The 25,547-nt window shown below is 73.5% G+C and carries 27 protein-coding genes; 13 read left to right on the top strand and 14 right to left on the bottom strand.

Annotated elements, in window-relative coordinates:
* Positions 1–201 precede the first annotated feature (201 nt).
* Positions 202–363 (top strand): hypothetical protein, encoded by a 162-nt coding sequence (locus BCL65_RS17890; RefSeq protein WP_165800038.1) that lies wholly within the window; start codon positions 202–204, stop codon positions 361–363.
* Here BCL65_RS17890 and BCL65_RS01145 read toward each other — a convergent pair.
* From BCL65_RS01145 to BCL65_RS01130, 4 genes are all read right to left on the bottom strand, one after another.
* Positions 318–1,151, bottom strand: coding sequence for a MerR family transcriptional regulator (locus BCL65_RS01145; RefSeq protein ID WP_106264404.1), 834 nt, complete (start codon positions 1,149–1,151; stop codon positions 318–320). The genes BCL65_RS17890 and BCL65_RS01145 overlap by 46 nt on opposite strands.
* Positions 1,144–2,397: an MFS transporter gene (locus BCL65_RS01140; protein WP_106264402.1), complete on the bottom strand. Its 1,254-nt coding sequence runs from the start codon at positions 2,395–2,397 to the stop codon at positions 1,144–1,146. Before BCL65_RS01140 ends, BCL65_RS01145 begins: the two co-directional genes overlap by 8 nt.
* Positions 2,398–2,474: 77 nt before the next feature.
* Positions 2,475–3,689 carry a pyridoxal phosphate-dependent aminotransferase gene (locus BCL65_RS01135; RefSeq protein ID WP_106264400.1) on the bottom strand — a complete coding sequence of 405 codons (1,215 nt, stop codon included), beginning with the start codon at positions 3,687–3,689 and terminating at the stop codon, positions 2,475–2,477.
* Between the two features lie 60 nt (positions 3,690–3,749).
* Positions 3,750–4,460, bottom strand: a complete 711-nt coding sequence (locus BCL65_RS01130; protein ID WP_106264399.1) for a pyridoxamine 5'-phosphate oxidase family protein — start codon at positions 4,458–4,460, stop codon at positions 3,750–3,752.
* Positions 4,461–4,531: 71 nt separating this feature from the next.
* Here BCL65_RS01130 and pdxR point away from each other — a divergent pair, with 71 nt between their 5' ends.
* Together pdxR and BCL65_RS01120 are read left to right on the top strand one after the other, a co-directional pair.
* Positions 4,532–5,995 (top strand): MocR-like pyridoxine biosynthesis transcription factor PdxR, encoded by a 1,464-nt coding sequence (gene pdxR, locus BCL65_RS01125; protein WP_106264397.1) that lies wholly within the window; start codon positions 4,532–4,534, stop codon positions 5,993–5,995.
* Positions 5,996–6,031: 36 nt separating this feature from the next.
* Entirely contained in the window at positions 6,032–7,237 is a 1,206-nt protein-coding gene (locus BCL65_RS01120) for a Fic family protein (protein WP_243401087.1), read from the top strand.
* A gap of 9 nt (positions 7,238–7,246) precedes the next feature.
* Here BCL65_RS01120 and BCL65_RS01115 read toward each other — a convergent pair whose 3' ends face one another.
* Genes BCL65_RS01115 through BCL65_RS01105 form a run of 3 tightly spaced genes read right to left on the bottom strand, consistent with a single transcriptional unit; the run spans position 7,247 to position 9,278 of the window.
* Complete coding sequence (locus tag BCL65_RS01115; protein WP_106264394.1) at positions 7,247–7,624, bottom strand: class I SAM-dependent methyltransferase; 378 nt, start codon at positions 7,622–7,624, stop codon at positions 7,247–7,249.
* Positions 7,621–8,586 (bottom strand): transketolase family protein, encoded by a 966-nt coding sequence (locus BCL65_RS01110; protein ID WP_106264392.1) that lies wholly within the window; start codon positions 8,584–8,586, stop codon positions 7,621–7,623. Before BCL65_RS01110 ends, BCL65_RS01115 begins: the two co-directional genes overlap by 4 nt.
* Positions 8,583–9,278 carry a thiamine pyrophosphate-dependent enzyme gene (locus BCL65_RS01105; RefSeq protein ID WP_106264390.1) on the bottom strand — a complete coding sequence of 232 codons (696 nt, stop codon included), beginning with the start codon at positions 9,276–9,278 and terminating at the stop codon, positions 8,583–8,585. Before BCL65_RS01105 ends, BCL65_RS01110 begins: the two co-directional genes overlap by 4 nt.
* A gap of 53 nt (positions 9,279–9,331) precedes the next feature.
* On the opposite strand from BCL65_RS01105, the gene soxR reads away from it, so the two are divergent.
* The 4 genes from soxR to BCL65_RS01085 all read left to right on the top strand — a co-directional run bounded on the left by soxR (position 9,332) and on the right by BCL65_RS01085 (position 12,750).
* Positions 9,332–9,817 (top strand): redox-sensitive transcriptional activator SoxR, encoded by a 486-nt coding sequence (gene soxR / locus BCL65_RS01100; protein WP_106264389.1) that lies wholly within the window; start codon positions 9,332–9,334, stop codon positions 9,815–9,817.
* A 40-nt stretch (positions 9,818–9,857) separates the two neighbouring features.
* Complete coding sequence (locus BCL65_RS01095) at positions 9,858–11,081, top strand: NAD(P)/FAD-dependent oxidoreductase (protein WP_106264387.1); 1,224 nt, start codon at positions 9,858–9,860, stop codon at positions 11,079–11,081.
* Positions 11,082–11,085: 4 nt separating this feature from the next.
* Positions 11,086–12,009 carry an RNA polymerase sigma-70 factor gene (locus tag BCL65_RS01090; RefSeq protein ID WP_106264385.1) on the top strand — a complete coding sequence of 308 codons (924 nt, stop codon included), beginning with the start codon at positions 11,086–11,088 and terminating at the stop codon, positions 12,007–12,009.
* Between the two features lie 78 nt (positions 12,010–12,087).
* On the top strand, positions 12,088–12,750 hold the full coding sequence (locus BCL65_RS01085) for an SDR family oxidoreductase (RefSeq protein ID WP_106264383.1): 663 nt from the start codon (positions 12,088–12,090) through the stop codon (positions 12,748–12,750).
* Positions 12,751–12,771: 21 nt separating this feature from the next.
* Here the strand turns inward: BCL65_RS01085 and BCL65_RS01080 are convergent, their stop codons facing one another.
* Complete coding sequence (locus tag BCL65_RS01080; protein WP_106264381.1) at positions 12,772–13,113, bottom strand: nuclear transport factor 2 family protein; 342 nt, start codon at positions 13,111–13,113, stop codon at positions 12,772–12,774.
* A 383-nt stretch (positions 13,114–13,496) separates the two neighbouring features.
* On the opposite strand from BCL65_RS01080, the gene BCL65_RS01075 reads away from it, so the two are divergent.
* Positions 13,497–15,236, top strand: coding sequence for a pyruvate dehydrogenase (locus BCL65_RS01075; protein ID WP_106264379.1), 1,740 nt, complete (start codon positions 13,497–13,499; stop codon positions 15,234–15,236).
* Positions 15,237–15,240: 4 nt separating this feature from the next.
* On the opposite strand, the gene hisC is transcribed toward BCL65_RS01075, so the two are convergent.
* Positions 15,241–16,332 (bottom strand): histidinol-phosphate transaminase, encoded by a 1,092-nt coding sequence (gene hisC, locus BCL65_RS01070; RefSeq protein WP_106264377.1) that lies wholly within the window; start codon positions 16,330–16,332, stop codon positions 15,241–15,243.
* Between the two features lie 17 nt (positions 16,333–16,349).
* On the opposite strand from hisC, the gene BCL65_RS01065 reads away from it, so the two are divergent.
* Entirely contained in the window at positions 16,350–16,739 is a 390-nt protein-coding gene (locus tag BCL65_RS01065; protein ID WP_106264375.1) for a phage holin family protein, read from the top strand.
* A 5-nt stretch (positions 16,740–16,744) separates the two neighbouring features.
* Here BCL65_RS01065 and BCL65_RS01060 read toward each other — a convergent pair whose 3' ends face one another.
* Positions 16,745–18,298: a hypothetical protein gene (locus BCL65_RS01060; RefSeq protein ID WP_106264373.1), complete on the bottom strand. Its 1,554-nt coding sequence runs from the start codon at positions 18,296–18,298 to the stop codon at positions 16,745–16,747.
* Entirely contained in the window at positions 18,295–18,525 is a 231-nt protein-coding gene (locus tag BCL65_RS01055) for a hypothetical protein (protein WP_106264371.1), read from the bottom strand. The genes BCL65_RS01060 and BCL65_RS01055 overlap by 4 nt, the downstream gene beginning before the upstream one ends.
* 123 nt (positions 18,526–18,648) lie before the next feature.
* Here BCL65_RS01055 and purB point away from each other — a divergent pair, with 123 nt between their 5' ends.
* Positions 18,649–20,133 (top strand): adenylosuccinate lyase, encoded by a 1,485-nt coding sequence (gene purB, locus BCL65_RS01050; RefSeq protein ID WP_106264369.1) that lies wholly within the window; start codon positions 18,649–18,651, stop codon positions 20,131–20,133.
* 16 nt (positions 20,134–20,149) lie between these two features.
* Here the strand turns inward: purB and BCL65_RS01045 are convergent, their stop codons facing one another.
* Positions 20,150–20,995, bottom strand: coding sequence for a helix-turn-helix transcriptional regulator (locus BCL65_RS01045; RefSeq protein ID WP_106265129.1), 846 nt, complete (start codon positions 20,993–20,995; stop codon positions 20,150–20,152).
* Between the two features lie 114 nt (positions 20,996–21,109).
* Here BCL65_RS01045 and BCL65_RS01040 point away from each other — a divergent pair, with 114 nt between their 5' ends.
* Complete coding sequence (locus BCL65_RS01040; protein WP_106264367.1) at positions 21,110–21,877, top strand: SDR family oxidoreductase; 768 nt, start codon at positions 21,110–21,112, stop codon at positions 21,875–21,877.
* Positions 21,878–21,889: 12 nt separating this feature from the next.
* Here the strand turns inward: BCL65_RS01040 and BCL65_RS01035 are convergent, their stop codons facing one another.
* Positions 21,890–23,089, bottom strand: coding sequence for an SH3 domain-containing protein (locus BCL65_RS01035; RefSeq protein ID WP_125206553.1), 1,200 nt, complete (start codon positions 23,087–23,089; stop codon positions 21,890–21,892).
* A gap of 146 nt (positions 23,090–23,235) precedes the next feature.
* Here BCL65_RS01035 and BCL65_RS17885 point away from each other — a divergent pair, with 146 nt between their 5' ends.
* Both BCL65_RS17885 and BCL65_RS01030 read left to right on the top strand, forming a co-directional pair.
* Entirely contained in the window at positions 23,236–23,412 is a 177-nt protein-coding gene (locus tag BCL65_RS17885) for a hypothetical protein (RefSeq protein ID WP_165800039.1), read from the top strand.
* A 9-nt stretch (positions 23,413–23,421) separates the two neighbouring features.
* A complete protein-coding gene (locus BCL65_RS01030; protein WP_106264363.1) occupies positions 23,422–25,032 on the top strand; it encodes a Na+/H+ antiporter NhaC family protein in 1,611 nt (536 codons plus the stop codon).
* Here the strand turns inward: BCL65_RS01030 and BCL65_RS01025 are convergent.
* Positions 25,015–25,488, bottom strand: coding sequence for a nitroreductase family deazaflavin-dependent oxidoreductase (locus tag BCL65_RS01025; RefSeq protein WP_243401089.1), 474 nt, complete (start codon positions 25,486–25,488; stop codon positions 25,015–25,017). The genes BCL65_RS01030 and BCL65_RS01025 overlap by 18 nt on opposite strands.
* Between the last annotated feature and the right edge of the window lie 59 nt (positions 25,489–25,547).

The following is a 25,547-nucleotide window of genomic DNA, read 5'->3' as shown; positions in this document are numbered from 1 at the left end:
CCGTGTCCGTCACCGAGAATCCTTCCGCCCGCCCCCTCTCACACGCGGCCTGCCCGCGGGGACGACGACGAGGATGCCACCGACGACGTGCCGGCGCAACGGATTTCCGGCCGCCGTCACGGCTGTTGCGGGCACTCGGGGCCCGTGGTGGCGTCGCTCGCGGGACAGCCGCCGCGAGTGGTACGGCTTCCGTCGGAACGCGTGACGTCCGTGCGGGGCGAGACCCGCACGGTGCTGACCTGCACCGCCGAGGAGTTCCTCGTCAACGCACAGCTCGATGCCTACGAGCTGGACGCGCAGCAGGGCGACCCGCGCGTCTACTCCCAGAACTGGGAGCGGCGCATCCCGCGCGACCTGGTCTGAGGCGGCGGCTCGACGGCGACCTCGTCCCTCGTGCTCCGCTCCACGAGCCGGGCCTCCAGCAGCTTGAAGGCCCGCAGCTGCTGCTCGTTGAGCAGGGTGTCGGTGAACTCGGTGAAGTAGTCCTCCGTGCCGCCCAGGTCAAGCGGGACCCGGGCGGAAGCGAGCTCGTCCACGACCGGACCGTAGACCTCGAGGAAGGCGTCGACCAGGGCCGTGACCTCCGCGTCCGAGCTGTCGGGGCCGAGCCGGTCGAACCGCTCCGACAGGTCGCTCCCCCGCGCGGCGAGGAGGGCGTCGCTGAGCCGTTCGTAGAGCCTGGCGAGGTGGGGCATCCCCTCCTCGCCGGCCAGGTGGGCCAGCAGGACCGTCTGGTCACGGTCGATCCTCGCCAGGACGCCCACCGACGGGGAGGCACGGAAGAAGGGTGCCAGCTCCGGCGGCAGGTCGGGAGCCGCGTGGTGGTCGCGGAGCTGTGCGATCACCTCCCGCTGACGCGCGAGACGGGCCATCTGGCCGGCCAGCTCCCGGTCCAGCTCGTCCAGGAGCTGGTCGGAGTCGGCCGCCGGGCCGTCGGTCTCCGTCCTCTCGAGCAGGGCCGGCACCTGTGCGAGCGGGATCCCGAGGGCCGCCAGGCGCCGGATCCGCAGGACGCGGACCAGGTCGTGCACGTCATAGCGGCGATAGCCGTTGCCGCCACGCGCGGGTTCGTCGAGGACACCGACCCGGTGATAGTGGCGCAACGTCCGCACCGAGACCCCGGCGAGCCGGGCCAGCTCGCTGCTACGCACCGGTCCTCACCACCGTCGCCTCCGTCTCCTCCGTGGGTTCCAGGCTACGCAGCGACCGCACGGACAGCCCGACCACCGCGGCGACCGACCACACGCCCGCGAGCGTGATCGCTGCCGCCTCCAGGCTGGCGAGCTCGGTGACGACGGCAGCCACGACGATCCCGAGCGGTGGCCCGGCGGTCATCATCGAGTTCTGCGTCCCCATGACGCGCCCGCGCATCTGCTCGGGGATGCGTTCGATCATCAGCACCCCGACGAGGCTGCTGAACAACCCGCCGGACAGCCCGACGACGAACGCACCGGCGAACACCACCCACACCGAGGCGAGCGTCGCGACGACGGCGAAGCCCACGGTGGTCCCGACGATCCCGGCGACGAACCACCACCGGCGCCGTCCCCGCGCCCCGAGCAGCGCGTAGGCGCCGCCGCCGAGGAGCATCCCCGCCGCCAGGGCCGTCAGGACGTACCCGAGCATGCCCGGCTGGTCGGCGAGCGTGAAGTAGACCGGCAGGACCAGGCCCTGCAGCGCGGCCAGCACCACCACCGAGACGATGCTGAGCATCGTGGTCGCCCTGAGGAACCGGCTGCGGAACAGCACGCGCCACCCCTCCCGCAGCTGGGCCCAGCCGGTCGCCGGCACGGCGTCCGTGTCGGCCTGGGGGAGGTCGCGGACGATGTCACCGACCCGGTGCGGGACGAGGAGCGTGACGAGGGCGGCGAGCAGGGACGTCCCCGCGGTGATCCACAGGACCGTCGAGCCGTCGAACACCACCATGAGGGTGCCAGCTGCCGCGGGGCCGAGCAGCATCGCCACCGCCCCCAGGCTCTCCCGCAGTCCCATCAACCGCTCGGCGGAGATGTTGCCGTGCCGGACGATCGCGGGCAGGAGGGCGTCCCGCGCGGTCAGGCCCGGCACGTCGCCGACGGACCCGATGATCCCGAACAGGATGAACCAGCCGAGGTTGAGCCCGCTGACCAGGTCGACGATCGGCAGGGCCGCGATGGCGGCTGCGGAGACGAGGTCGGTGAGCACCGAGGACGTGCGCCGGTTGATCCGGTCGATCACCACGCCCATGAAGAGGCCGGCGAGGACCGCGGGGACGGCGGTCGCCGCAGCGAGCGCCCCCATCCCCAGCACGCTCCCGGTCATCTGGAGCACGATCAGCGGCAGCGCGATCCCGGCGACGGAGTTGCCCAGCAGGGACAGCGTGTAGGAGGAGAGGTAGGCGATCGGGACGAGTCTCATGGGACCAGTGAGAACTATGACGTCGCGTCGGGGTCAAGGGTGACGTCCGGCACTGGTCCCGCCGCAGGTCGACCCGTCTACCGCCGCGTCGCCAGGAACTCCCCGATCCGGCCGATGGCCTCCTCGAGCACCTCGACGTCGGGCAGGGTCACGAGCCGGAAGTGGTCGGGCGCCGTCCAGTTGAACCCGGTGCCGTGCGTGACCAGGATCTTCTTGGCGCGCAGCAGCTCGATGACGAAGTCCTGGTCGTCGTCGATCGCGTACACCTCAGGGTCGAGGCGCGGGAAGCAGTACAGCGCACCGCGGGGTCGCACGGAGGACACCCCGGGGATCTCATTCAGCAGCCGGTCCGCGAGCATCGTCTGCTCGTAGAACCGCCCGCCGGGCACGATGAGCTCGTCGATGGACTGGTAGCCGCCGAGCGCCGTCTGGATGGCGTGCTGGGCCGGCACGTTGGCGCACATGCGCATGTTGGCGAGCAGCGTGAGGCCCTCGAGGAACTCGGTCGCGGTCTCCTTCGGCCCGGAGATCATGACCCACCCGGCCCGGTAGCCGCACACCCGGTAGGCCTTCGACAGCCCGCTGAACGTCAGGCACAGCACGTCGTCCCCGGCGGCGGTGGCGGCGTGGTGGTGGACGGCGTCGTCGTACAGGATCTTCTCGTAGATCTCGTCGGCCATGACGACGAGGTCGTGGCGCCGTGCGATGTCGACGAGCGCCTCGACCATCTCCTTGCTGTACACCGCGCCGGTGGGGTTGTTCGGGTTGATGATCACCAGGGCGTGGGTGTTCTCGGTGATCTTCGACTCGATGTCCGCCAGGTCGGGCATCCATCCGTTCGCCTCGTCGCACGCGTAGTGCACGGGCGTGCCACCGGTCAGCGTCACGGCGCCCGTCCACAGGGGGTAGTCCGGAGCGGGCACGAGGATCTCGTTGCCGTCGTCGACGAACGCCTGCAGCACCATCGAGATGAGCTCGGAGACGCCGTTCCCGATGAACACGTCGTCCACCATGGTGTCCCGCAGACCACGGGACTGGTAGTACTGCGCGACGGCGGTGCGGGCCTCGTAGATGCCCCGCGAGTCGCTGTACCCCTGCGCCTCGGGCAGGTGGTGAACCACGTCGGCGAGGATCGCCTCGGGTGCCTCGAAGCCGAACGGCGCCGTGTTGCCGATGTTCAGCTTGAGGATGCGATGACCCTCGGCCTCGAGACGCTGGGCCTCGGTCAGGATGGGGCCACGGACGTCGTATCGGACGCCGCGGAGCTTCTTGCTCTGTCGGATGGTGCGCACCGGGCCATCCTCGCCGGTCCGTCCCGCTCGCGCGAACAGCCAATCCGACACGCGTGGCCCCTACCCCCGGCCCAGGCGTGCCACCAGCGCCTCGACCGACGGCGCGACGGGGGTCCCGGCAGCAAGATCACCGGGCACCGGGGTGCCGGCACGGACCGCGAGCGGGAGCACGCCGGCCCAGACGCCGTGGTCCTCGCCGTCGTCCAGCCGCTCGCCGACGCCGCCCGAGCGGGTCTTCACGCTCACCCGGTCGAGCGGCACCTGGAGCACCTGCGTGGCGGCGACCTCTTTGGCGGTCATCTCGCGCACCTCGGCGCGGCGCCCCGGCATGAGGTGGTCGCCGATCTGCCACAGCGCCTCGACCCGCTGCTCGCGGGGGACCACGGTGGCGCGTCCGGCGATCATCGCGGAGCGGTAGTTGGCCGAGCTGTCGTTCAACGACCTGGCGTAGACCAGCCCGTCCAGGTGCGAGATCGCCACGGAGACGGGCACGCCGTCCGTCCCCGCGTCGAGGAAGAGCCCGCCGCCGGTGGACCCGTGCAGCAGGAGGCGGCGGCCGAGCCCGTCGTCCAGGTCGCCGACGCCGTACAGGTACGGCAGCACCACCGGGTACCCGTCGCGGACCATGGCGACGTGGGCGAGGAACCCGTCGGCGAGGATCCCGTCGAGCACGGCGGGGTCCTCGCTCTGACGGTCGGGCTTGCGGCCGACGGTCAGGCTCGGGCAGCCGGCCGGTGCGGCGGGCGGGGTGGACGTGGTCGTCGTGGTCATGCGTCCGAACCTAGGCACCCTGCTGGACTACCGTGTAGTCCAGAACTGACGCGATCGAATGGACCAGCTCGATGCCTCCTCCCCCGCGCCCGACCAAGGCCGCACAGGTCGCCGACCTGGTCCGCGGCATGGTCCACGACGGCCGCCTGGCCGAGGGCGACCCGTTGCCCTCCACCCGGGCGCTCGCCGCCGAGCTGGGTCTCGCCCGGGGCACGGTGACCGCCGCCTACGAGCAGCTCGACGGCGAGGGGTACGTCGTGCTCCGCCACGGCGCGGTCCCCCGCGTCGCGGCGACGCTCGGAGTGCTCCCCACCGACACCGCACGATCCGCCGACGCCGCACCGCGACCATGGCCCCGTCCGGCCGCCGCTCCCGGCCCGACGACGCGACCCACCGCCGTCGTCGACCTCCAGCCGGGCGTTCCCGCGGTCTCCGCCGTCTCGGCGCGGGACTGGCGTGCGGCGTGGCGGCACGCGGCCGCGCAGCCGCTGGTCGCCGCCTACCCGGATCCGGCCGGGGAGCCGGCGCTGCGCGCCCAGGTCGCGAACCAGCTCGCCCTGAGCCGAGGCTTCGCGCCGGACGCCGGGCGCGTGGTCGTCACCGGGGGCACGGCGGAGGCGATCTCTCTGGTGGTCGAGGCGGTCGCCCGACGGTCCGGCCCGGGCCCCGTCCCGCGGGTCGCCGTGGAGAACCCGGGCTACCGCGCGGGCCGCCGGGCCATCGCCTCGGCGGGAGGCGTCGTCGTGCCCGTCCCGGTCGACGACGGCGGCATGGACCTCGACGCCCTGCGCGTCGCCCACGCCCGCGAGCGCCTCGACGCCGTGCTGGTCACCCCGAGCCACCAGTACCCGCTGGGCAGCGCGATGCCCGTCGCCGCGCGGCACGAGCTGCTGGCATGGGCGTCCGCCGAGGGCGTCCTGGTGGTCGAGGACGACTACGACTCCGAGTTCCGCCACCGCGGCTCCCCGCTGCCGGCCCTCGCGGCGCTCGACCGCACCGGCGTCGTCGTGCACGTCGGGTCGTTCTCCAAGGTGCTCGACCCCCGCTTGCGGTGCGGCTACCTCGTCCTCCCTGCGGGCAGCACCGTGCCCGACGACGGCACCCCGGCCGGGGCGAGCATCCTCGCCGCGCGCTCGGGCCGGGGCGCCACGGTGGCGAGCGTGACCCAGCACGCGCTGGCTCACCTCATGTCCACCGGTGCGCTGCGTCGTCACGTGGCCCGATGCCGTCGCGACTACCGGACCAAGCGACGGATGGTGGCCCAGGCGTTCGAGGGGGTGCCCGGCGTGCGGGTCCGAGCGCTGGACGGCGGGCTGCACGCGGTCCTCGAGCTCGACCGCATCCCGGCGGCGGACCTGGTCGCCCGCCTGGCGGGCCGGGGCGTGCTGGTCGCCGACCTGCAGGACTACGTGGTGCCGGGGTCCGGTCTGGAGCTCAACGGCATCGTGCTCGGCTACGCGCCGCCGTCGGCCACCGTGCTGCGCGGCGCGCTGCGCACGATCCGCGCAGAAGCTGGATCAGATCGGAAGCCTTGATCCACGTTTCGGCGAAACTTGGATTAAGATGGCTGGGTGCTCCACGTTCCTGCGCAGGAATACATCGACGAGTACTGGGTTGCCGAGTCCGACGGGATGGCGAGCCGGTCGGCGATGGCCGCTGCCTCCGGGCCCTACCGGTCGTCGGTGCCGCCGTCGATCGCCATGTGGGCCCCGTCGATCCCGGCCGACCTCACCGCCAACACCGAGGAAGCGACCGCAGCACTGAGCCGGTTCGACTCGTACGCGGCGGCAACCCTCGGTGCCGTGAACCCCACGCTCGGCCCGATGAGCGCGATCTTGCTACGCACCGAGTCGACCTCGTCCTCCCAGATCGAGAATCTCACCGTCGGCGCCCGGCAGCTCGCACTCGCCGAGCTCGACCAGTCGTCCTCCGAGAACGCACGGACCGTCGTGGCCAACGTGCGAGCGATGGAGGCGGCGCTCGACCTCGCCGAGCGGTTCGACACGAGCGCGATCCTCGCGATGCACCGGGCGTTGCTGTCCGGACAACGAGGCTGGGAGGACCATGCAGGCCGATGGCGCGAACAACTGGTGTGGATCGGCACGAGCGCGCTCAGCCCACGGGGCGCCTCTCACGTGGCCCCGCAGGCCCCGCTCGTCGCGCCCGCCATGGAGGACCTTGTGCACCTCGTCGCACGGGAAGACCTGCCGGTCCTCGTCCAGGCGGCCGTCGCGCACGCCCAGTTCGAGACCATCCACCCGTTCACCGACGGCAACGGACGGACCGGACGCGCGATCGTGCACTCGATCCTCCGGGCCAAGGGCATCACGACGACGACGATCGCCCCTGTGTCTGCCGGTCTCCTGACACAGACCGAACAGTACTTCGACGCCCTGACGGCCTACCGGGACGGCGACGCGCGCCCCATCGTCGAGAGGTTCTCCGACGCCGCCCGGTTCGCGGCCACGTCGGGGTCACGGCTCGTGGACGACCTCGCTGCGCAGGTCGAGTGGTCCAGGGAACGGCTTCGAGGGCTCCGGCCGCAGGCAGCGGCGTGGAAGGTGCTGCCCCACCTCATCTCTCATCCGGTCATCAACGCACGGTTCCTCACCAGTCATCTGGGGATGGGGAACCAGAGCGCGCACAACGCCTTGGCACAGCTGGCCGACGCCGGAGTCCTGGTCGAACGTACGGGCCTTCGTCGCAACCGCGTGTGGCAGCACCCGGGGGTGCTCACCGTCCTTGACGAGTACGCCCGGATGCTGCTGCGGCAGTAGCTGGCGGGTTCAGCAGCGGCGGGCGACGATCGCTGCGTGGGGGCGGTTTCCGTCGTCGGCGCGGCGCTCGACATCCTGGACCTCGAACCCCGCCCGCTCGAGCAACGCACTCATCTCCGGGACCGGCCAGAACCAGGCGGTCGAGACGGCGTGCTCGACGAAGGACGCGGTGAGGTCGACGCCCTCGACGTCGCAGCCCTGCCTCGCCAGGAAGTCCGTCCAGTGGCCGGGGCCGCAGCCCGCGTCGAGGACCGGCCCCGTGAGACCGGTCGCCCAGGTCGCGATGCGGGCGCGAGCCAGTTCGGGCATCGCCTCGACGGATCCCAGCCGGTCGATGTACTCCGCCGCACGTCCGGCACAGGCCGCGGACATCTCGAGGCGCGTCATGCCCCGATTCTTGCAGGCCACGCGGCTCCGCCCAGCAGCGCCTTCACCTGCCGCCGCACGCCCGCGGCATCCAGACCGTGCGCGGCGGCGTGGTCCCGCGGGGTGCCGTACCGGCGCAGCTCGGCGTCCCGGGGCACCCCGACGTGCAGCACGCGCGACGGCCGGTCGGCCAGCGCCGCCGCCACGGCCGCCGCGCTCGTCCCCGCCAGGTACGGCTCCACGACCGCGAGCACCGGCGTCGGGCCGGCCAGGTCGCGCAGCCCGGCCGTGTCGAGCGGGTGCGGCGTACCGGTGTACGCCACGCGCACGGGCAGGTCGCGCGTGGCCTCGAGAACGACGTCGAGCATCGGCCCGACGGCGAGCACCAGCGGCGCGCTCGACGCGCCGGCCTGCCCCCCGGACGCGACGTCACGCACCAGGTGGACCCGCCCGTCCACCGGCTGCGGCTTCGCGTTGCGCTGCCCCGAGAGCCGCACGTAGACCCGCCCGCTCCGCGCGGCCTCCCGGTGCAGGATCTCCGCGACCTCGTCGCCGTGGCCGGGCACGTGCACGGTCCAGCCGGGCAGCGCGGAGATCAGGGCGACGTCGCCGGGAGCCTGGTGCGTGCGTCCGCCGGAGCTGACGTCGTACGACGCCCCGGCGCTGACCAGCAGCGCGCCGACGTCCTGGTGGCCGAGGTCGAGCTTGACCTGCTCGTAGGCCCGCTCCACGAGGAACGACGCGAACGTGTGGACGATCGGCCGCCGCCCGGCCAGCGCGAGGCCGCCGGCCACGCCGATCATGGCCTGCTCACGGATCCCCACGTCGACCACTTGGCCGGGCCTTCGGGCGATGGTGTCGCCGACGTAGCCGGCCCCGATGACCGCCAGCACGAGGACGGCGTCCGGGTTCGCGACGAGCACCGGGTCGAGCTCGGCGTAGAACCGGGAGCGCGCGTCGGGGACACCGCCGGCCGCGCTCATGCCGCCGCCTCCGGACCTGCCGGCACGTCCACGACGACGGCGGTGGGCCGGTCGGGCGCGGTGGCCCGCAGCGCGGCCGCGAGCGCCGCGTGGTCGCTCGTGCCGACGTCGGCCGCCGCCCAGCCCTCGAGCGCGAAGCGCGCGCCGATGCCGCCGGGCCAGCCGAGGTGGTCGCTGTGGTTGTCGACGACGACGCAGGTCAGGTTGTCGAGGCCGAACCGGCCGGCGACGGCGATCGCCTCGGCGTTGCTGCCCTCGTCCAGCTCGGCGTCGCCGACGAGGACGACGACGCGTGCCCGCGACCGGTCCCGCAGCCCCAGTGCCATGCCGACGGCGATCGGCAGACCGTGCCCGAGCGAGCCGCTGCCGATCTCGATGCCGGGCACGAGCGTCCGGTCGGGGTGGTGGCCCAGCGGCGAGTCCCAAGAGGCGACGTCGTCGAGCCACTCGGCGGGGAAGAATCCGCGGGCGGCCAGCACGGCGTACGTGGAGGCCGGGCCGTGCCCCTTGGAGAGCAGGAACCGGTCCCTGTCCGGATGCTCGGGGTCGTCGGGGAACACGCGCAGCACCTGGTCGTACAGGACCCAGACGACGTCGAGCGTGGAGTGGGCGCTGGGGTCGTGCTTCTCGTCGCCGGTGACGCGGGCGACGAGGTCCACGACGGGCCGCGGGACGGTGCCGGAGGATGTCATACCGCGATCGTGTAAGTTCAACCTCACTTGAGGTCAAGAGGGCGGGAGGCAGCGTGCCGATCGAGCGATACCTGACCATCGGCGAGGTCGCGCAGCGCAGCGGCGTGGCGCCGTCGGGCCTGCGCTACTACGAGTCGCTCGGGCTCATCTCCTCCGAGCGCACCCCGGGCAACCAGCGCCGCTACGAGCGCACCACGTTGCGGCGGGTGGCGTTCATCCGGACCGCGTCACGCGTGGGGCTCACGCTGGACGAGATCGGCGAGGCCCTCGCGACCCTGCCCGAGGCCCGGACCCCCACCGCCGAGGACTGGACGCGGCTCTCGCGCTCCTGGCGTCCCCTGCTGGACGCGCGCATCGCGGCCATCGAGCGGCTCCGCGACGACCTCGACTCGTGCATCGGCTGCGGCTGCCTCTCGCTGGAGCGGTGCGTGCTGCAGAACCCCGCCGACCGCGCCGCCGCGCTCGGTCCGGGCGCACGGTACCTGGAGGGCGACAGCCCGCTGGACGCCGCGCGCGCGGCCGGCAGCTCCACCTCCTGACCCGGTGTCACACCCACGGACGCTGTCTCGTCCCGTGGGTATGAGCACACACACCACACGCACCACGCCCAGCACCCACGTCCTCGTCGTCGGCGCCGGGTTCGCCGGCGGCATGGCAGCGGTCCGGCTCGCGGGACGCTCCCGCGGCCGGGTGCACGTCACCGTCGTCAACCCGCGCCCGACGTTCGTCAACCGCCTGCGCCTGCACCAGGTCGCCACCGGCCAGCACGTCCCGGCACCCGACGTCCGCCGGATGCTCGGGACCGACGTCACGTTCGTCGAGGGCTGGGTCACCGACCTCGACCCGGACGCCGGCCGGGCCACGGTCTCCGGACCGGACGGCGTGCGGACCCTCGGGTTCGACCGCGTCGTCCTCGCCACCGGCAGCACCACCGAGCCGGTGCCGGTTCCCGGCGGCGAGCACGCGCACGGCGTCGCCGACCTGGCGGCGGCCCAGCGCCTGCGCTCCGCGTTCGCCGACCTGCCCGCCGGGGCGGACGTCGCCGTCGTCGGCGGCGGGTTCACCGGGCTCGAGACCGTCGGCGAGCTGGCCGGGAGCCGGCCCGACCTCAGGGTCCGGCTGGTGACCTCCGGCGCGGCCACCGGTTGGTTCGGGCCCCGGGCCGCAGCGCACGTCAGCGCCAGCCTGGACGGGCTCGGCATCGAGTCCGTCGAGGGCAGCCGCGTCCGGTCCGTCGAGCCCGACCGCCTCCTGCTGGACGACGGCGCCGAGGTCCCGTCCGACCTGACCGTCTGGTGCGGCGGCTTCGCCGCGCCGCCCCTGGCCCGCGAGGCGGGCCTCGCCGTGGACCCGGCCGGGGCGGTCCTGACCGACGGCGCCCTGCAGTCGGTGTCCCACCCGCAGGTCATGGCCGTCGGCGACGCCGGGCACACGGTCGCGCCCCACGGCGGCTGGTACAGCATGTCGTGCCAGTTCGCCTTCCCCTCGGGCGCGCACGCCGCCGACGTGCTGGCCGCCGAGGCCCTCGGCGCGGTCCCCGACGGCGGTCCGGCACCGCTCGACCTCGGGTTCCAGGGGCGCTGCGTCAGCATCGGCGGCCGCGCCGCCGTGCTGCAGGTCACCGACCGCGACGACGTCGCGACCGACCGCGCGGTGACCGGACGCGCCGCCGTCGTGGCGAAGCGCTTCCAGGTGCGCGGCGTGGTGGCCGCGATCGGCGTCGCCCGCCGCGTGCCGGGCGCGATCCGCTGGCCCGGTTCCGACCGCGCGGCCGCCGCGGTCGCGGCGCCGGTGGCAGGCTGAGCAGATGTCCCGCACCGAGGAGTTCACGGCGCTGCGGCCGCTGCTGTTCGCCATCGCCTACCGGATCCTGGGCAGCGTGAGCGAGGCCGAGGACGCCATGCAGGAGACCTGGCTGCGCTACGAGGGCACGACGGCGGAGCCGGCGTCGGTCAAGTCGTTCCTGTCCGCCGTCGTCACCCGGATCTCGATCGACGTGCTCCGCTCGGCGCGGGTGCGCCGCGAGGAGTACACCGGCGCCTGGTTCCCCGAACCGCTGCTGGACGACCCGTACGAGGACCCGGAGCGCTCCGCCGAGCTCGCCGACTCCGTGTCCATGGCGGCGCTGCTCCTGCTCGAGCGGCTCAGCCCGCTGGAGCGGGCCGTGTTTGTGCTGCGCGAGGTCTTCGCGTTCGACTTCGCCGAGATCGCCGGGGCGGTGGACCGCTCGGAGTCGGCCTGCCGGCAGCTCGCCGTCCGGGCCCGCCGGCACATGGCTGCCGGCAGACCCCGGTTCGACGCCGACCGCCGCGAGCGCGAGGAGCTCGCGGCCCGGTTCGTCGAGGCCTTCCGCGAGGGCGACGTCGACGGCCTCACCGAGCTGTTGGCGGCCGACGTCCTGGTGACCGGGGACGGCGGCGGCAAGGCGCCGGCCTTCCCCCGGCCGGTCTCGGGCAGGGAGAAGGTGGTCCGGGCGTTCGCGGCCTTCGCCGACCTGTTGTCGGCGGGCGACCTCGTGGTCGAGCAGCACGAGGTCAACCACCAACCGGGCCTGGTCGTCTCGACCGCGGAGCGGGAGCTCCTCGCCGTCATGGCGCTCGACGTGCTCGACGGGCACATCCAGACGGTCCGCGGGGTGATGAACCCCGACAAGCTCGCGCACCTGGGCCCCGTGGCCGACGCCTGGGCGGTGCAGGCCCGGGCGGTCCGGGCCCGGCACGAGCAGTCGTGACTCCTCGCTGGCGTCCGACGCCGACGTAGGTCACGGTGGGAGCGTCCGCCCGAACTCCCCAGACTCCCGGAGGTCCTCATGAAGGTCGTCGTCATCGGTGCGCTCGGCAAGGTCGCGCGCCACCTGCTCCCGCTGCTCGCCGGTCGCGGGGACGACGTCGTCGGCGTGGTCCGCAAGCCCGCCCAGCTCGACGAGGTGACCGACCTGGGCGCCGAGGCGCTGCTCCTCGACGTCGAGCAGGCGAGCACCGAGGAGATCGCGTCGGCGCTCGATGGCGCCGACGCCGTCGTCTGGTCCGCCGGTGCCGGGGGCGGCAACCCGGACCGCACCTACGCCGTCGACCGCGACGCCGCGATCCGCTCCATGGACGCGGCCGCGAACGCCGGTGTGCCCCGCTACGTGATGGTGTCCTGGATCGGCTCGGTCCCGGACCACGGCATCCCCGCCGACTCGAGCTTCTACGCCTACGCGGACGCCAAGCTCGCCGCCGACGACCACCTGCGAGGTACCGCCCTCGACTGGACGATCCTCGGACCGGGCAGCCTCACCGACGACGACCCCACCGGTCGCATCGAGCGCGTGGCGGAGGGTGTGAGCCTCGCCCGCGGCGAGGACTCGGCCGTCCCCCGGGCGGACGTCGCCCAGGTGGTGGCCGACGCGCTGCACGAGCCGCTGACCGTGCGAGCCTTCGTGCGCTTCCGCAGCGGGGAGACGCCGATCCCGGACGCGCTGCGCGGCTGAGGACGCCGGGACGGAGCGCCGTCAGTCCGGCGTGTGCTGGTGCAGCAGCAGCTGCCAGCGGCCGTCCGACCGGACGTAGGTGCTGGCCAAGGTCGCGGCGTAGGTGTCCGTGCCGCGCCGCCCGGTGAACCGGTACACGACGGTGGCGGTGTCCCCGCCGCGCACCAGGCGGGCGTCGCCCAGGTCGACCTCGTCCCAGCCGGGCGAGGCGTCCATCGCCGCCACGCAGCCGGCCTTGTCCAGCACCGCGCCGGGGACCACGACGACGGCGTCCTCGTGCAGCACCTCGGCGTAGTCGGCGCCCGCGCCGAGGGCGAGCCGGTCGTCGATCGCCAGGAGCTCGTCGATCATCGCTTCGCTCATGGTCCGACGGTAGGAGCGGGCTGCCGTGCACGCCAGAGCCAGCGCAGCGCGTCGGGCAGCAGCACACCGGCGTGGTGGGGATCGTGTCCGCCTACCTCACGACCTCAGCCCCGGGGCGCACGAGGTCCGTTCGCGGGTCGCCCGCATCGCAGGATCCGGGAATGCTGCGCACGCGTGAATCACGCATTGCGTGATTCTCACGCCAGGCGTGAGCCGAGCGCGCTGTGGTGTCACCGTTCCCGCGCTCCTGACACATCCCGATCGACGCCCGCCTCCGGGCGGCCCCGTGCTGTGCCGAGCGCCACCGCTCTTCCCCGCGCAGCGAGGGCCCACCTGAGGCAGCATCGCAAGGGACCGGCACCCGCTCCCTGGAGGTCTCCGCCATGGCCCGCTCCGTCGCCGAACACCTCGTCGACCAGCTCGTCGCCGCCGGCGTCGAGCGCATCTTCGGCATCGTCGGGGACTCGCTGAACCCTGTCGTCGACGCCGTGCGCCGCACGGACGGCATCGAGTGGGTGCACGTGCGCCACGAGGAGGCGGCCGCGTTTGCCGCGGCCGCCGAGGCCGAGGTGACGGGGAAGCTCGCCGTGTGCGCCGGGTCGTGCGGCCCCGGCAACCTGCACCTCATCAACGGCCTGTACGACGCGAACCGTTCGAAGCTGCCGGTGCTGGCCATCGCGTCGCACATCCCGAGCGCCGAGATCGGCACGCAGTTCTTTCAGGAGACGCATCCCGACCGCTTGTTCAACGAGGCGTCCGTGTTCTCCGAGATGATCTCCACGGCCGCCCAGCTGCCCCGCGTCACCCGCTCGGCGATCCAGCACGCGCTGGCCGAGCCGGGCGTCGCCGTCCTCACCCTGCCCGGCGACGTCGCGGACCAGCAGGTGGCCGACGACGACGCGCCGATCCTCATCCCCGGCGCGTGCCCGGCCCGCGTGCTGCCGAACGAGGCGGACGTCAGCGCCCTCGCCCGAGCGATCAACGATGCCGAGAAGGTCACGCTGTTCGTGGGCGCGGGTGCCCGGGACGCCCGCGACGAGGTGCTCGAGCTCGCCGACCTCGCCGCCGCGCCGGTCGGTCACTCGCTGCGCGGCAAGGAGATCATCCAGTACGACAACCCGCACGACGTCGGCATGTCCGGCCTCCTCGGGTACGGCTCGTGCCACCAGGCGGTGTTCGGGGCAGACCTGCTGGTCCTGGTGGGCACCGACTTCCCCTACCAGTCGTTCCTGCCCGCGGACGTCCCCACGGCCCAGATCGACATCGACGCCTCCCACCTCGGCCGGCGCACCCGCCTGGACCTGCCGGTGCACGGCGACGTCGCCGAGACGCTCCGGCTGCTCAACCCGCTCGTGCAGCGCAAGTCGAACCGCAAGTTCCTGCGCCGCATGGTGGACAAGCACGCCGAGACCATGACCAAGGTGGTGGGCGCGTACACCCGCAAGGTGGAGAAGCACACGCCGATCCATCCCGAGTACGCGGCCGTCCAGCTCGACGAGACGGCGGCGGACGACGCCGTGTTCACCGTGGACACCGGCATGAACAACGTCTGGGCGGCGCGGTACCTCACGCCGAACGGACGACGGCGCGTCATCGGCTCGTTCATCCACGGCTCGATGGCCAACGCCCTGCCGCACGCGATCGGGGCGTCCTTCGCCCAGCCCGACCGCCAGGTGGTGGCGCTGGCCGGGGACGGCGGGCTCTCCATGCTGCTCGGCGAGCTGATCACGGTCCGCGCCTACGACCTGCCGGTCAAGATCGTCGTCTTCAACAACTCGTCCCTCGGCATGGTGAAGCTGGAGATGCTCGTGGAGGGGCTGCCCTCGCACGGCACCGACTCCCCGGAGGTGGACTACGCGGCGATCGCGGCCGCCGTCGGGATCCCGTCGCAGCGCGTCGAGAAGCCGAAGGACCTGCGCAAGGTGCTCGCCGAGCACCTGGACGCCCCCGGACCGGCGCTCGTGGAGGTCATGACCGACCCGAACGCGCTGTCGATCCCGCCGTCGATCACGTCCGGGCAGATCCGCGGGTTCGCCACCGCCATGACCAAGGAGATCCTCGGCGGCGGGATGGGCGAGGTCATGTCGATGGCCCGCTCGAACCTGCGGAACCTGCCGCGCTGACGCCTCAGCGCCATCCGGCGGCCAGCGCCAGGAACGCGTCGTTCGCCGCGACCTCGCCGATGCTGACCCGCATGCCGTCCCCAGGGAACGGCCGCACGAGCACGCCCGCCGCCGCGGCCTGCGCCGCCAGCTCCGCCGTCCGCTCCCCCAGGCCGAGCCAGACGAAGTTCGCGTGCGTCTCCGGTACGTCCCAGCCCTGCTCGCGCAGCGTGTCCGCCACGCGGGTGCGCTCGGCGACGATCGCCTCGACGTGCTCGATCATCTCCGCCAGGGCGGGTGGCTGCAGCGCGGCGATGCCGGCCCGCTGGGCGAGGTGGTTCACCCCGAACGGCGTGGACGTGGCCCGGATCCCGGCGGCCAGCCGGGGCGCGGCCAAGGCGTAGCCCACCCGGAGGCCGGCGAGCCCGTACGCCTTGGACAGGGTGCGGAGCACGACGACGTTCGGGTGGCGCCGCAGCACGTCGAGACCGTCCGGCGACGCAGGGTCGCGCACGAACTCCAGGTACGCCTCGTCGACGACGACGAGCACGTCGCGGCGGACGGTCGCGAGAAACGTCTCCAGCTCGTCGGCGTGCACCACGGGCCCGGTGGGGTTGTTGGGCGTGCAGACCAGCACGGCGCGGGTGCGCTCGGTGACGGCGGCCGCCATGGCGGGCAGGTCGAGGCGCCCCGCCGAGGTCACGGGGACCGTCACGGCGGTGCCTCCGGCCACGGCCGTGATGATCGGGTAGGCCTCGAAGGAGCGCCACGGGAAGACGACCTCGTCCCCCGGCTCGACGACGGCCTCGAGCACGTGCTGCAGCACCGCGACGGACCCGTTGCCCACGACCACCTGGTCCGCACCGACGCCCACGTACCCGGCGATCGTCTCGACGAGCTCGGTGGCGTACATGTCGGGGTAGCGGTTGACCTCGGCGGCCGCCGTCTGGATCGCGGCGAGCACCGACGGCAGCGGCGGGTACGGGTTCTCGTTCGACGAGAGCTTGTACGCCCGGCCGCTCGGCCGTGCGCCCGGGACGTAGGCGGGCAGGGCCGCGACGGCGGCGCGCAGCGGGACGGTGACCGGTGTGTCGGGGGGTGTGTCCACGGGCGCCATCGTGCCACGATGCCGCCATGAACCTCATCGCACGGATCGTCGTCACCTCGCTGGCGCTGTGGATCTGCGACCTGATCTTCGACAACCTCGAGATCTACGGCGGGGACGACGCCCTCGGGCGCATCCTCGTCATCGTGGGTGTGGCGACGATCTTCTCGCTGGTCAGCATGATCGTGAAGCCGATCGTGTCCCTCATCTCGCTGCCCCTGCTGATCCTCACGCTCGGGTTGTTCTACCTGCTGATCAACGCGCTGATGCTGTGGATCACCTCCTGGCTCACCGACCAGATCGGCGACTGGGGGCTGGAGGTCACGGGCGGCTTCTGGTGGTACCTGTGGATCGCCCTGATCCTCGCTGTCCTGCAGACGGTCATCGGCTGGGTCGTCCCCGGCGACAAGCGGGACTGAGCGGGTCACCGGCCCGGGGACGCACGCCGGACCGTGTAGAAGGTCGTCCCCGCGCCGGTCCCCGCGAGCAGCTCCTCGATCGGCCCCACCACCCCGGCCACCTGCACGTTGCCCACGGCCTGTGCGTGCTCCAGCGTGCGCAGGTGCGTGGGCACGCCGTGCGCCTGCGCGACGCTGCCCGACGCCGCCCGGTCCCGGGGGTCGTCGGAGGCGGCCAGGTCCCGGCCCACCGTGACCCGGTCGGGCGTCGCCGGGTTCTCCGCGGTGGAGCGCCCGTCGAGGGGCGAGACGAGCTCCTGGGTGTTCTCCAGGTGCAGTGCGGGGACGCCCGAGGGCGTGCGGAACGTCGCGGTGGGCGCCCCGGCGGTCACGACACCACCGACGCGGTGCTTCGCACGGAACGACGGCGACGCCGCCAGCGAGGCCGCGGCGATCCCGCCGAGCGAGTGACCCACCAGCACCACGGGCTCGTCCCGGGCGGCCCCGGCGTGCCCGAGCGCCTCCTCGACGGCCACCATGACGTCGGCCGCACGGCCCGCCATGAGGTCGAGGTCGGTGGCGCCGTCGAACGGGTTCTCGGCCGACAACAGCTCCTGGGTCCCCGGGACCAGGACCGTCCAGCTCACGGTGCCGTCGCCGTGGACCACGCGCTCCACCCCGATCGTGCCGGGTGGCGGGCCGGGCGCCGGACGCCCGGGGATGCTGCTGCCGTGGGGGTAGAGGTCGGCGGTGCGGGCCAGCGCCTCGGCGACGCTGCCGGCGGCCGTCCCCTGCCACGCCGGCACTCCCCCGGTGAAGCGCCCCGCGTCCAGCGGCTCCACCCTCACCTCGACGTCGGGCAGCGCGCTGCGCACGGCGGTGGACAGCACGCGTGCACCGCCGGTCACGGAGAGGTCTCCGTGCGCGGCGACCGGCGCGGCGAGCGCGACCCCGAAGCCAGCGCCCCGGAGGGCCTCGTCGACGAACGGGGCCGTGCCCCGCAGGACCGACCCGCCGAGCCCTCCGTCGCCGGAGGGCTCGGCGTCGGGCGCGACGGCGACCGGCGGTTCGCGCGGGGCGTCGGGGTCGTCGGACAGCGCAGCGAGCAGGCCCAGACCGAGCACGCCGCTCCAGCGCAGCGGGAGCCCTTGGAGGGGGTCGTTCACCCACCCGGTGATGACGGCTCCGGCGGCGCCGGAACCCACCGTCACCACGGCACCGAGGGCCCGCTCCGCCGTGGACTCGGCGTGCTCGTAGAGCCCCGCGGCGAGCAGCAGCCGGTGCTGCAGGCTCGCGCAGGTCTCCGCCCGGGCGGCGAGCGCGACCGCGGCGTCGTCGGTGAGCGCCCGCGCCCAGCGGACCCGACCGGTCCGCGTCGGGTCCGGCGCGCCGAGGGGCGGCGGGCTCCACAGGTCCCGGTCCAGCGCGGACCGTGCGGCCGCGCACGCGGCGGTGGCGACGCGCAGGTCCTCCGCGGCGTCCGCGAGGCGCAGCGCCGCGGCGCGGATCCCCGCGGCGTCGACGTGCGCGACAGGTCGCCCGCCGACGACGACGAGCGTGTCGCGGGGGTCCCGGCTCACGGCGTCCCGACGCCGGCGGTGACCCGCGCGGCCAGGTCGACCGTGCCGGCGTCGGCCACGATCGTCGCGAGCAGGTCGCCGACGGCGGTGCGGCAGCCGGCACCGGCCGCCGAGTCCCAGTCGAGGTCGGCGGCGCGGCGCAGCAGGTCGGCGGAGTCGTCGAGCGCGGCGCGCGCGTCCCGCAGCCGGGCGGCCGCCACGGCGACGTCGGAGGTCGGCATCAGCATGGCCGGGACGCTAGGCGGGCCGCCGGTGCCGCCGTCGGGCAGCCCCGTCGACCTGTGGAGAACGACCTCCCCGGGTGGCCTCGACCCCCTCGGCGCGACCGTGGGTGACCGGCCCGTGGGAGAATGCCGGGCGTGACCTCCACCGTGCCGCAGCCTGACCAGCCCGCCCGTGTCGACCTCGCCGACGTCACCCCGCCGATCGCGCTGGGACCGCTCGACGGCCGCTACCGCCGTGCGGTGGCGCCGCTGGTGGACCACCTGAGCGAGGCCGCGCTGAACCGCGCACGCATCCACGTCGAGGTCGAGTGGCTGATCACGCTGTGCAACGGGACCGCCGGCACGCCCGGAGCCGTGGTCCCCGGCGCGCCCGCGCTCACCGACGCCGAGACCGCCTACCTGCGCCGCATCCCGGCGACGTTCGGCGCGGAGGAGATCGCGGAGCTGGGCGCGATCGAGCGCGAGACCGTGCACGACGTCAAGGCGGTCGAGTACTTCATCAAGCGCCGGATCGCCGCCGCCCCCGACGAGCTCGGCGAGACGAGCCTGCCGGCGGCGAGCGAGCTCGTGCACTTCGCCTGCACGTCCGAGGACATCAACAACCTCAGCTACGCGCTGATGGTGCGCGGCGCCGTCGTCGACGTGTGGCTCCCCGCGGCCGAGACGCTGACCGACCAGCTCGCCGACATGGCCCGCGAGCACGCGGACGTGCCGATGCTGAGCCGCACCCACGGCCAGCCCGCGACCCCGACGACGATGGGCAAGGAGATCGCGGTGCTCGCCCACCGCCTCCGCCGCCAGCTCCGTCGCATCGCCGGTGCCGAGTTCCTCGGCAAGCTCAACGGCGCCACGGGGACCTACGGCGCCCACACCGTCGCGGTGCCGGGAGCCGACTGGCCGGCCGTCTCGCAGGCGTTCGTCGAGCACCTGGGCCTGACCTGGAACCCGCTGACCACCCAGATCGAGTCGCACGACTGGCAGGCCGAGGTCTACGCCGACATGGCTCGCTTCAACCGGATCCTGCACAACCTCGCGACCGACGTGTGGACGTACATCTCGCTCGGGTTCTTCACGCAGATCCCCGTCGCGGGCGCCACCGGTTCCTCGACGATGCCGCACAAGGTCAACCCGATCCGGTTCGAGAACGCCGAGGCCAACCTCGAGATCTCCTGCTCCCTGCTCGACACGCTCTCGGCCACGCTGGTCACGAGCCGCCTGCAGCGCGACCTCACGGACTCCACCACGCAGCGCAACATCGGCCCGGCGTTCGGCCACTCGCTGCTCGCGATCGACAACGTGCGCCGCGGCCTGAAGGCCCTCGCCGTGAACGCCGACCTCATGGCCGACGACCTCGACCACAACTGGGAGGTGCTCGGCGAGCCGGTCCAGTCCGCGATGCGCGCCGCGTCCGTCGCCGGGGTCGAGGGCATGGAGAACCCCTACGAGCGGCTCAAGGAGCTCACCCGCGGTCAGCGCGTCGACGCCGCCCGCATGCGCGAGTTCGTCGGCACCCTCGGGCTGCCCGACGACGTCGCGTCCCGCCTCGCCGAGCTCACCCCGGCCACGTACACCGGCATCGCGGCACGACTGGTCGAGGACCACCTGGCCTGACGCGGGGCGGCCGCGGTCAGCGCGACCGCGTCATCTCCTGCTGCCCGACGACGGAGAGCAGCGCGAGCTTCTCGGCGTCGGCGGAGCGCGGTGCGGCAGTGAGGACGAGCAGCGACTGCGTCTGGTCCTGCGTGAACAGCACCTGGCAGTCCAGCTCGATCGGTCCGACCTCCGGGTGCACGAGCACCTTGTGGTCCTCGTACCGCCGGGCGACCTCGTGCCGCTCCCAGAGCTCGACGAACTCGGGGCTGGCCGCCTGCAGGACGCGCACGAGCTCACCGGCGGGCGAGTCCGCGCCGACCAGCCCGACGGCGGCGCGCAGGTTCGCGACGACGGCCCGGCCGTGGCGGTCCCGGTCCGCGACCGGGTAGATCTCCCGGCTCGTGGGGTCGGTGAACCACCGGTAGAACTCGCTGCGCTCCCAGCCGCGGGCCTGCGAGTGGTCGCCGAACAGGGCGACGGCGAGGTCGTTGGCGACCAGCGCCTCGCCGACGCAGGACATGATCACCGCGGGCGTGTCCTGGAGCCGGTCGAACACCCGCTGCAGGGCGGGCGCCACGTGGGGGTGGCAGACGATGCGGTCGGGCGTGCCGCGCCCGGCCGTGCGGAACAGGTAGTCCGTCTCGTCGTCGGTCAGGCGCAGCGCCCGGGCGATCGCCGCGAGCATCTGCTCGCTCGGCTGGGGGCCGCGCTGCTGCTCCAGGCGCGTGTAGTAGTCGACGGACATGGCGGCGAGCGCGGCGACCTCCTCGCGGCGCAGGCCGGCGGTCCGTCGTCGGGCACCGGGCGCGAGCCCGACGTCGGCGGGCTGCACGGCCGCGCGGCGGCGGCGGAGGAAGGCGGCGAGCGCGGCGCGGTCCATGTCCACCATGGTCCGACGACGGCGCCCCCGTGCGCCAGTGCCCAACCAGGGATCGCCGGTCCCCCGATGAGGGGTCCTCTCCCGCCGCCGGACCGCCGCGCGCACGGTGGAGCCATGGACATCACGCACAGCACCGTCTTCATCCCCGGCGCCACGAGCGGTATCGGCCTCGCTCTCGCCCAGCGCCTGCACGCGGCCGGCAGCACCGTGATCGTGGGTGGGCGCCGCACCGAGCGGCTCGCGACGATCGCGGCGGACCATCCCGGGATCGACACCGTGGAGATCGACACCGCCGACCCGGCGAGCGTCGAGGCCGCGTCCCGCGAGGTCCTCGCGAAGCACCCGGACCTGGACGTCGTCGTCGCGATGGCGGGCATCATGCCGCTGGAGGACTGGCGCTCGGCAGCCGTGCTCGCCACGGCCGAGCAGGTCGTCACCACGAACCTCCTCGGCCCGCTGCGGCTGCTCGCGGCCTTCACCGAGCACCTGCAGGGCCGCGACGGGGCCACGTTCGTCACGGTGTCGTCCGGCCTGGCGCACGTGCCGCTCGCCGCGACGCCCGTCTACAACGCGACGAAGGCCGCGATCCACAGCCTCTCGGAGGGGCTGCGGCTCCAGCTGGAGCCGGTAGGGGTCCGCCTGGTCGAGATCGTCCCGCCGGCCGTGTCCACGAGCCTGACGCCCATCCTCGAGGAGCACCCGGGTGCGATGCCGCTCGACGCGTTCGCCGACGAGGTCATGGCGCTGCTGGCGGCCGACCCGGACGCGCACGAGATCCTCGTCGACGCCGTGCAGCCCCTGCGGCGGGCCGAGGTCGACGGCCGGTACGCCGAGACGATCGCACAGCTCAACGGCCTGGACGTGCCGGCGGCCGCCGGCTGACCGCGTCCGCGGCTACGGCTTGTTCGAGGTCAGGTACCGCGAGGCGACGTATCCCCGCTTGCCGCCGTGCTTGACCTCGAGCCAGCCGTTGCGCATCTTGCCGAGGTGCCGGACGCGCTGGTCCCGGCGCAGCGTCATGACCTTGGACGTCGAGGTGGAAGGCCCTTTGCGCAGGTAGAGCTTCTTCACGTCCACCCAGGAGTGCGTGTTGCCGGACTTCTTCGGCACCACGCGGGCACCGTCCCGGGTGTCCGAGAGGTACTGCGCGGAGACCCACCCGTTGGTGCTGCCGTAGCGCACGCGCTGCCAGTCGCCCTTCACGTCGCGGAGCATGGTGAGGCTCGTGTCCGCCGGGATCGTGCGGCGCACCGGGGACGACGTGTTCGGCCGGGCCCGCATGTTGAGGGACGTCAGGGTGTAGCGGGTGCCCTGCGAGGTGTAGCTCGGCGACACGTAGTCCCGGTGCACCCAGCCGGTCCTCCCGGACCGGGTGACCTTGCGCCACTCGCCGGAACCGTCGCCCGGCTTGGCCGTGAGCACCACGTTCGGCTGCAGGGTGCGCAGGACGCCGTATCCGGTCCCCGGGCCGCTGCGCAGGCGGACCTTCGCCGCCGTGAAGTACCGGCACGACGTCGCCACGGTCCGTGCGTAGTTGCGCGTCGAGCGCTGGGTGAGGTCGATCCCCCGCTTCTTCAGGAACCGCAGCGGGTCGACGGCCTTGCCGTTCGGGTAGCCGCCACGCCAGATCTCGAGGTGCAGGTGGGGTGACGTCGACGTCCCGGTGGACCCGACGTCGGCGATGTGCTGCCCCTTGCGGACCTTCTGGCCCTTCCTGACGCGCTGGTCGCCGTCGATCACGTGGGCGTACAGCGAGGAGAACCGCACGCCGTCGACCACGTGGTCGACGACGACCCACTGGCCGAACCCGCTGACGGTCCCGGCACGCGACACGGTGCCGTCGGCGACGGCGCGCACGTCGCTGCCCGACGACGCCCCGAAGTCCTGCCCGAGGTGGTACGTCGAGGATCCGCGCACGGGCATGCAACGGGGCCCGTAGTAGGAGGAGAGGGCGTACGTCTTGTCCTTCAGCGGCGCGGCGACGGGGGCCGCGGCCTGGGCGGGGGCCGCGGCGACCGCTCCGGTCAGCGCGAGGCCAAGGGCGGTCACGGCGGCCAGGAACATCGTGGCGGCCCTGCGTCGGGTCTGAGTCATGGCCAGCCTCCGTGCCGGTCGTGGCGAGAACTGTTGCTCGCGCACATCACCGTACGGCGAGTCACGCCGTCGCGCGCGTCGACGCTGCGGGCCTGCGGCGGCACGCCTACGGTGTCATCACGGTGGCACCGACGAGAGGAGACACGATGACGACCCAGGCACCCGAGCGGGACCCGCGCGTCCCGGCGAGCGCGTTCGCCCTCGAGCTGGTCCGGCGCGACCCGACGGTGACCGACCCGAGGTTCGCCGACGCGCCCCCGGCGGAGGACGCGCGCTACGAGACGAGCGAGCAGGCGGGAGAGCGCCGGTTCGACGCCGGCTGACGGTCACCCATGCTCGAGAGCTACCCGATCCTGACGCTGCTGCCCCCGGTGATCGCCATCGTGCTGGTGGTGATCACCAAGCGGGTGCTCGTCAGCCTGGGAGCGGGGATCCTGGCGGCGGCGCTCCTCGTCGCCGACCTGGACCCCCTGGAGACCCTGCGGCTGGTCTGGGAGTCGTTCGCGGCGATCTTCTGGACCGACGGCGCCGTGAACACCTGGTACGTCTACATCCTCGTCTTCACGCTGATGCTGGGCGTCATCGCGGCGTTCATCATGATGTCGGGCGGGACCAAGGCGTTCGCCGACTGGGCCGTGGAACGGATCCGGACCCGCCGCGGGGCGCAGGTCCTGCCCGCCGTGATGGGGATCGTCGTCTTCATCGACGACTACTTCAACGCCCTGGCCGTCGGGCAGGTCGCGAGGCCGGTCACGGACCGGCACCGCGTGTCCCGCGCGAAGCTCGCCTACATCATCGACTCGACGTCCGCACCGGTCGCCGTCCTCGCGCCGTTCTCGAGCTGGGGCGCCTACATCATGGGGCTGCTCGCCCCGATCGTCGCGGCATCGGCGCTGTCCATGTCCAGCGTGCAGGCGTTCCTCGGCGCCGCGGCCGCGAACTACTACGGGATCGTCGCCGTCCTCCTCGTGTGGCTCACGGTCGCCCTGCGGCTCGACGTCGGCCCGATGCGCCAGGAGGAGGGGCGGGCCGTCGCCGACGGCCGCACCTTCGCCGACGACGCCACCGTGCCCGGCCAGCTCTCGGAGGACCTGCCGGTCCACGAGCCCGGCGCCCGGCGGGCGCTCTTCGTCCCGTTCGTGCTGCTGGTGCTGGGCGTGTTCGGCGGCATCGTCTGGACGGGCTACGCGGCGGCCGGCTCCTGGGCGGTGGTCGACATCCTCGCCGAGACCGACACCAGCGCGGCGCTCGTGGTCGGCGGGACCCTGGGGCTCGTCGCGGCGGTCTACTACTACCTCCGCTACACGGCGCCCAACCCGCGCTTCTCCGGCAAGCACTTCGGCCGCGGATGGGTCGAGGGCGTCAAGGCGATGTGGCCGGCCGTGAGCATCCTCGTGCTGGCCTGGATGCTCACAGGCCTGATCGATCAGCTCGGCACCGGCGCCTACCTCGGCGGACTCGTCGAGGACGCCGACCTCTCGGCCTCCTGGCTCGTGCCCGTGATCTTCGTCCTCGCGGCCGCGATGGCGTTCTCCACCGGCACGTCGTGGGGGTCGTTCGCGCTCCTGCTGCCCCTGGTCGGCGGCATCATGAACACCATCGGGGAGACCGATCTGCTCCTGCCCGCCCTCGGCGCCGTCCTGGCGGGCGCGGTCCTCGGCGACCACGCGTCACCGATCTCGGACACCACGATCCTGTCGTCCACCGGCGCCGGGTCCGACGTCATCACGCACGTGCTGACCCAGCTGCCCTACGCCGGTGCGGCGGGTCTCGCCGCGCTCGCCGGCTACGTGGCGGTCGCGCTCGGGGCGGGCACCGCCGTCGGGCTGCTCGTCGCGGTGGTCGCGCTGGTGGTCGTGGTGGTCGTCGCCCGGGTGCTGCGCCGACCGGTCGAGGAGGCCGACCAGGGCGCCGAGCGCGCCACCTCAGTCGAGCAGCCGTAGCTCGATCACGGGCACGACGCGCTCCCAGCGGTCCTCGCCCGTCGCCGCGGCCAGCGGCAAGGCCCACTCGGTCAGGACGGGCCGCAGCGCGGCCCACGGCCGGGGCCGGTCCCGCGCGTACGCCTCGAGGGTGGCGGCAGCCTCGGCCGGGGACAGGGCGTGCGCCAGCGCCCGGACGTCGCGGCGCGTCCCGACCGAGACCAGCACCCTCGGCTCGGCCAGGACGTTGCGGTACCACTGGGCCGTGGGTCCCATCCCGGAGACGACGACGAGCCGGTCCGGCGCGGGGCGGTCCGCCACCTCGAGCACCACCGACCGTGCCTGCCCGCTGACCCGGCCCCGGTGCTGCATCAGCAGGAGCCGGTCCCCCAGGAGGAAGCCGAGCCCGGCGCGATACAGCCAGATCGGCGCGCGGACCAGCGCGCGGGTGTGCAGGAGGCGCGCGGCGAGGTTCACCGTTCGACCGTACCGGCACACGAGGGGGGAGACACACCCCCTCGCGGCTGGCAGTATCG

Source organism: Isoptericola halotolerans (assembly GCF_003003075.1).
GTDB lineage: Bacteria > Actinomycetota > Actinomycetes > Actinomycetales > Cellulomonadaceae > Isoptericola > Isoptericola halotolerans_A.
This window is presented reverse-complemented; position numbering and strand designations above follow the sequence as displayed.

What these genes read in the sequence shown, in the direction of transcription:
- BCL65_RS01055 (WP_106264371.1), bottom strand. Translation starts at nt 18,525, where the DNA reads ATGCTGATGCCGACCTCCGACGTCGCCGTGGCGGCCGCCCGGCTGCGG.
- BCL65_RS01045 (WP_106265129.1), bottom strand. Translation starts at nt 20,995, where the DNA reads ATGGACCGCGCCGCGCTCGCCGCCTTCCTCCGCCGCCGCCGCGCGGCC.
- BCL65_RS01140 (WP_106264402.1), bottom strand. Translation starts at nt 2,397, where the DNA reads ATGAGACTCGTCCCGATCGCCTACCTCTCCTCCTACACGCTGTCCCTG.
- pdxR (WP_106264397.1), top strand. Translation starts at nt 4,532, where the DNA reads ATGCCTCCTCCCCCGCGCCCGACCAAGGCCGCACAGGTCGCCGACCTG.
- BCL65_RS17885 (WP_165800039.1), top strand. Translation starts at nt 23,236, where the DNA reads ATGACGACCCAGGCACCCGAGCGGGACCCGCGCGTCCCGGCGAGCGCG.
- hisC (WP_106264377.1), bottom strand. Translation starts at nt 16,332, where the DNA reads ATGGCGCCCGTGGACACACCCCCCGACACACCGGTCACCGTCCCGCTG.
- BCL65_RS01110 (WP_106264392.1), bottom strand. Translation starts at nt 8,586, where the DNA reads ATGAGCGCGGCCGGCGGTGTCCCCGACGCGCGCTCCCGGTTCTACGCC.
- BCL65_RS01075 (WP_106264379.1), top strand. Translation starts at nt 13,497, where the DNA reads ATGGCCCGCTCCGTCGCCGAACACCTCGTCGACCAGCTCGTCGCCGCC.
- BCL65_RS01130 (WP_106264399.1), bottom strand. Translation starts at nt 4,460, where the DNA reads ATGACCACGACGACCACGTCCACCCCGCCCGCCGCACCGGCCGGCTGC.
- BCL65_RS01115 (WP_106264394.1), bottom strand. Translation starts at nt 7,624, where the DNA reads ATGACGCGCCTCGAGATGTCCGCGGCCTGTGCCGGACGTGCGGCGGAG.
- BCL65_RS01090 (WP_106264385.1), top strand. Translation starts at nt 11,086, where the DNA reads ATGTCCCGCACCGAGGAGTTCACGGCGCTGCGGCCGCTGCTGTTCGCC.
- BCL65_RS01080 (WP_106264381.1), bottom strand. Translation starts at nt 13,113, where the DNA reads ATGAGCGAAGCGATGATCGACGAGCTCCTGGCGATCGACGACCGGCTC.
- BCL65_RS01095 (WP_106264387.1), top strand. Translation starts at nt 9,858, where the DNA reads ATGAGCACACACACCACACGCACCACGCCCAGCACCCACGTCCTCGTC.
- BCL65_RS01065 (WP_106264375.1), top strand. Translation starts at nt 16,350, where the DNA reads ATGAACCTCATCGCACGGATCGTCGTCACCTCGCTGGCGCTGTGGATC.
- purB (WP_106264369.1), top strand. Translation starts at nt 18,649, where the DNA reads ATGCCGGGCGTGACCTCCACCGTGCCGCAGCCTGACCAGCCCGCCCGT.
- BCL65_RS01030 (WP_106264363.1), top strand. Translation starts at nt 23,422, where the DNA reads ATGCTCGAGAGCTACCCGATCCTGACGCTGCTGCCCCCGGTGATCGCC.
- BCL65_RS01040 (WP_106264367.1), top strand. Translation starts at nt 21,110, where the DNA reads ATGGACATCACGCACAGCACCGTCTTCATCCCCGGCGCCACGAGCGGT.
- BCL65_RS01105 (WP_106264390.1), bottom strand. Translation starts at nt 9,278, where the DNA reads ATGACATCCTCCGGCACCGTCCCGCGGCCCGTCGTGGACCTCGTCGCC.
- BCL65_RS01035 (WP_125206553.1), bottom strand. Translation starts at nt 23,089, where the DNA reads ATGACTCAGACCCGACGCAGGGCCGCCACGATGTTCCTGGCCGCCGTG.
- BCL65_RS01085 (WP_106264383.1), top strand. Translation starts at nt 12,088, where the DNA reads ATGAAGGTCGTCGTCATCGGTGCGCTCGGCAAGGTCGCGCGCCACCTG.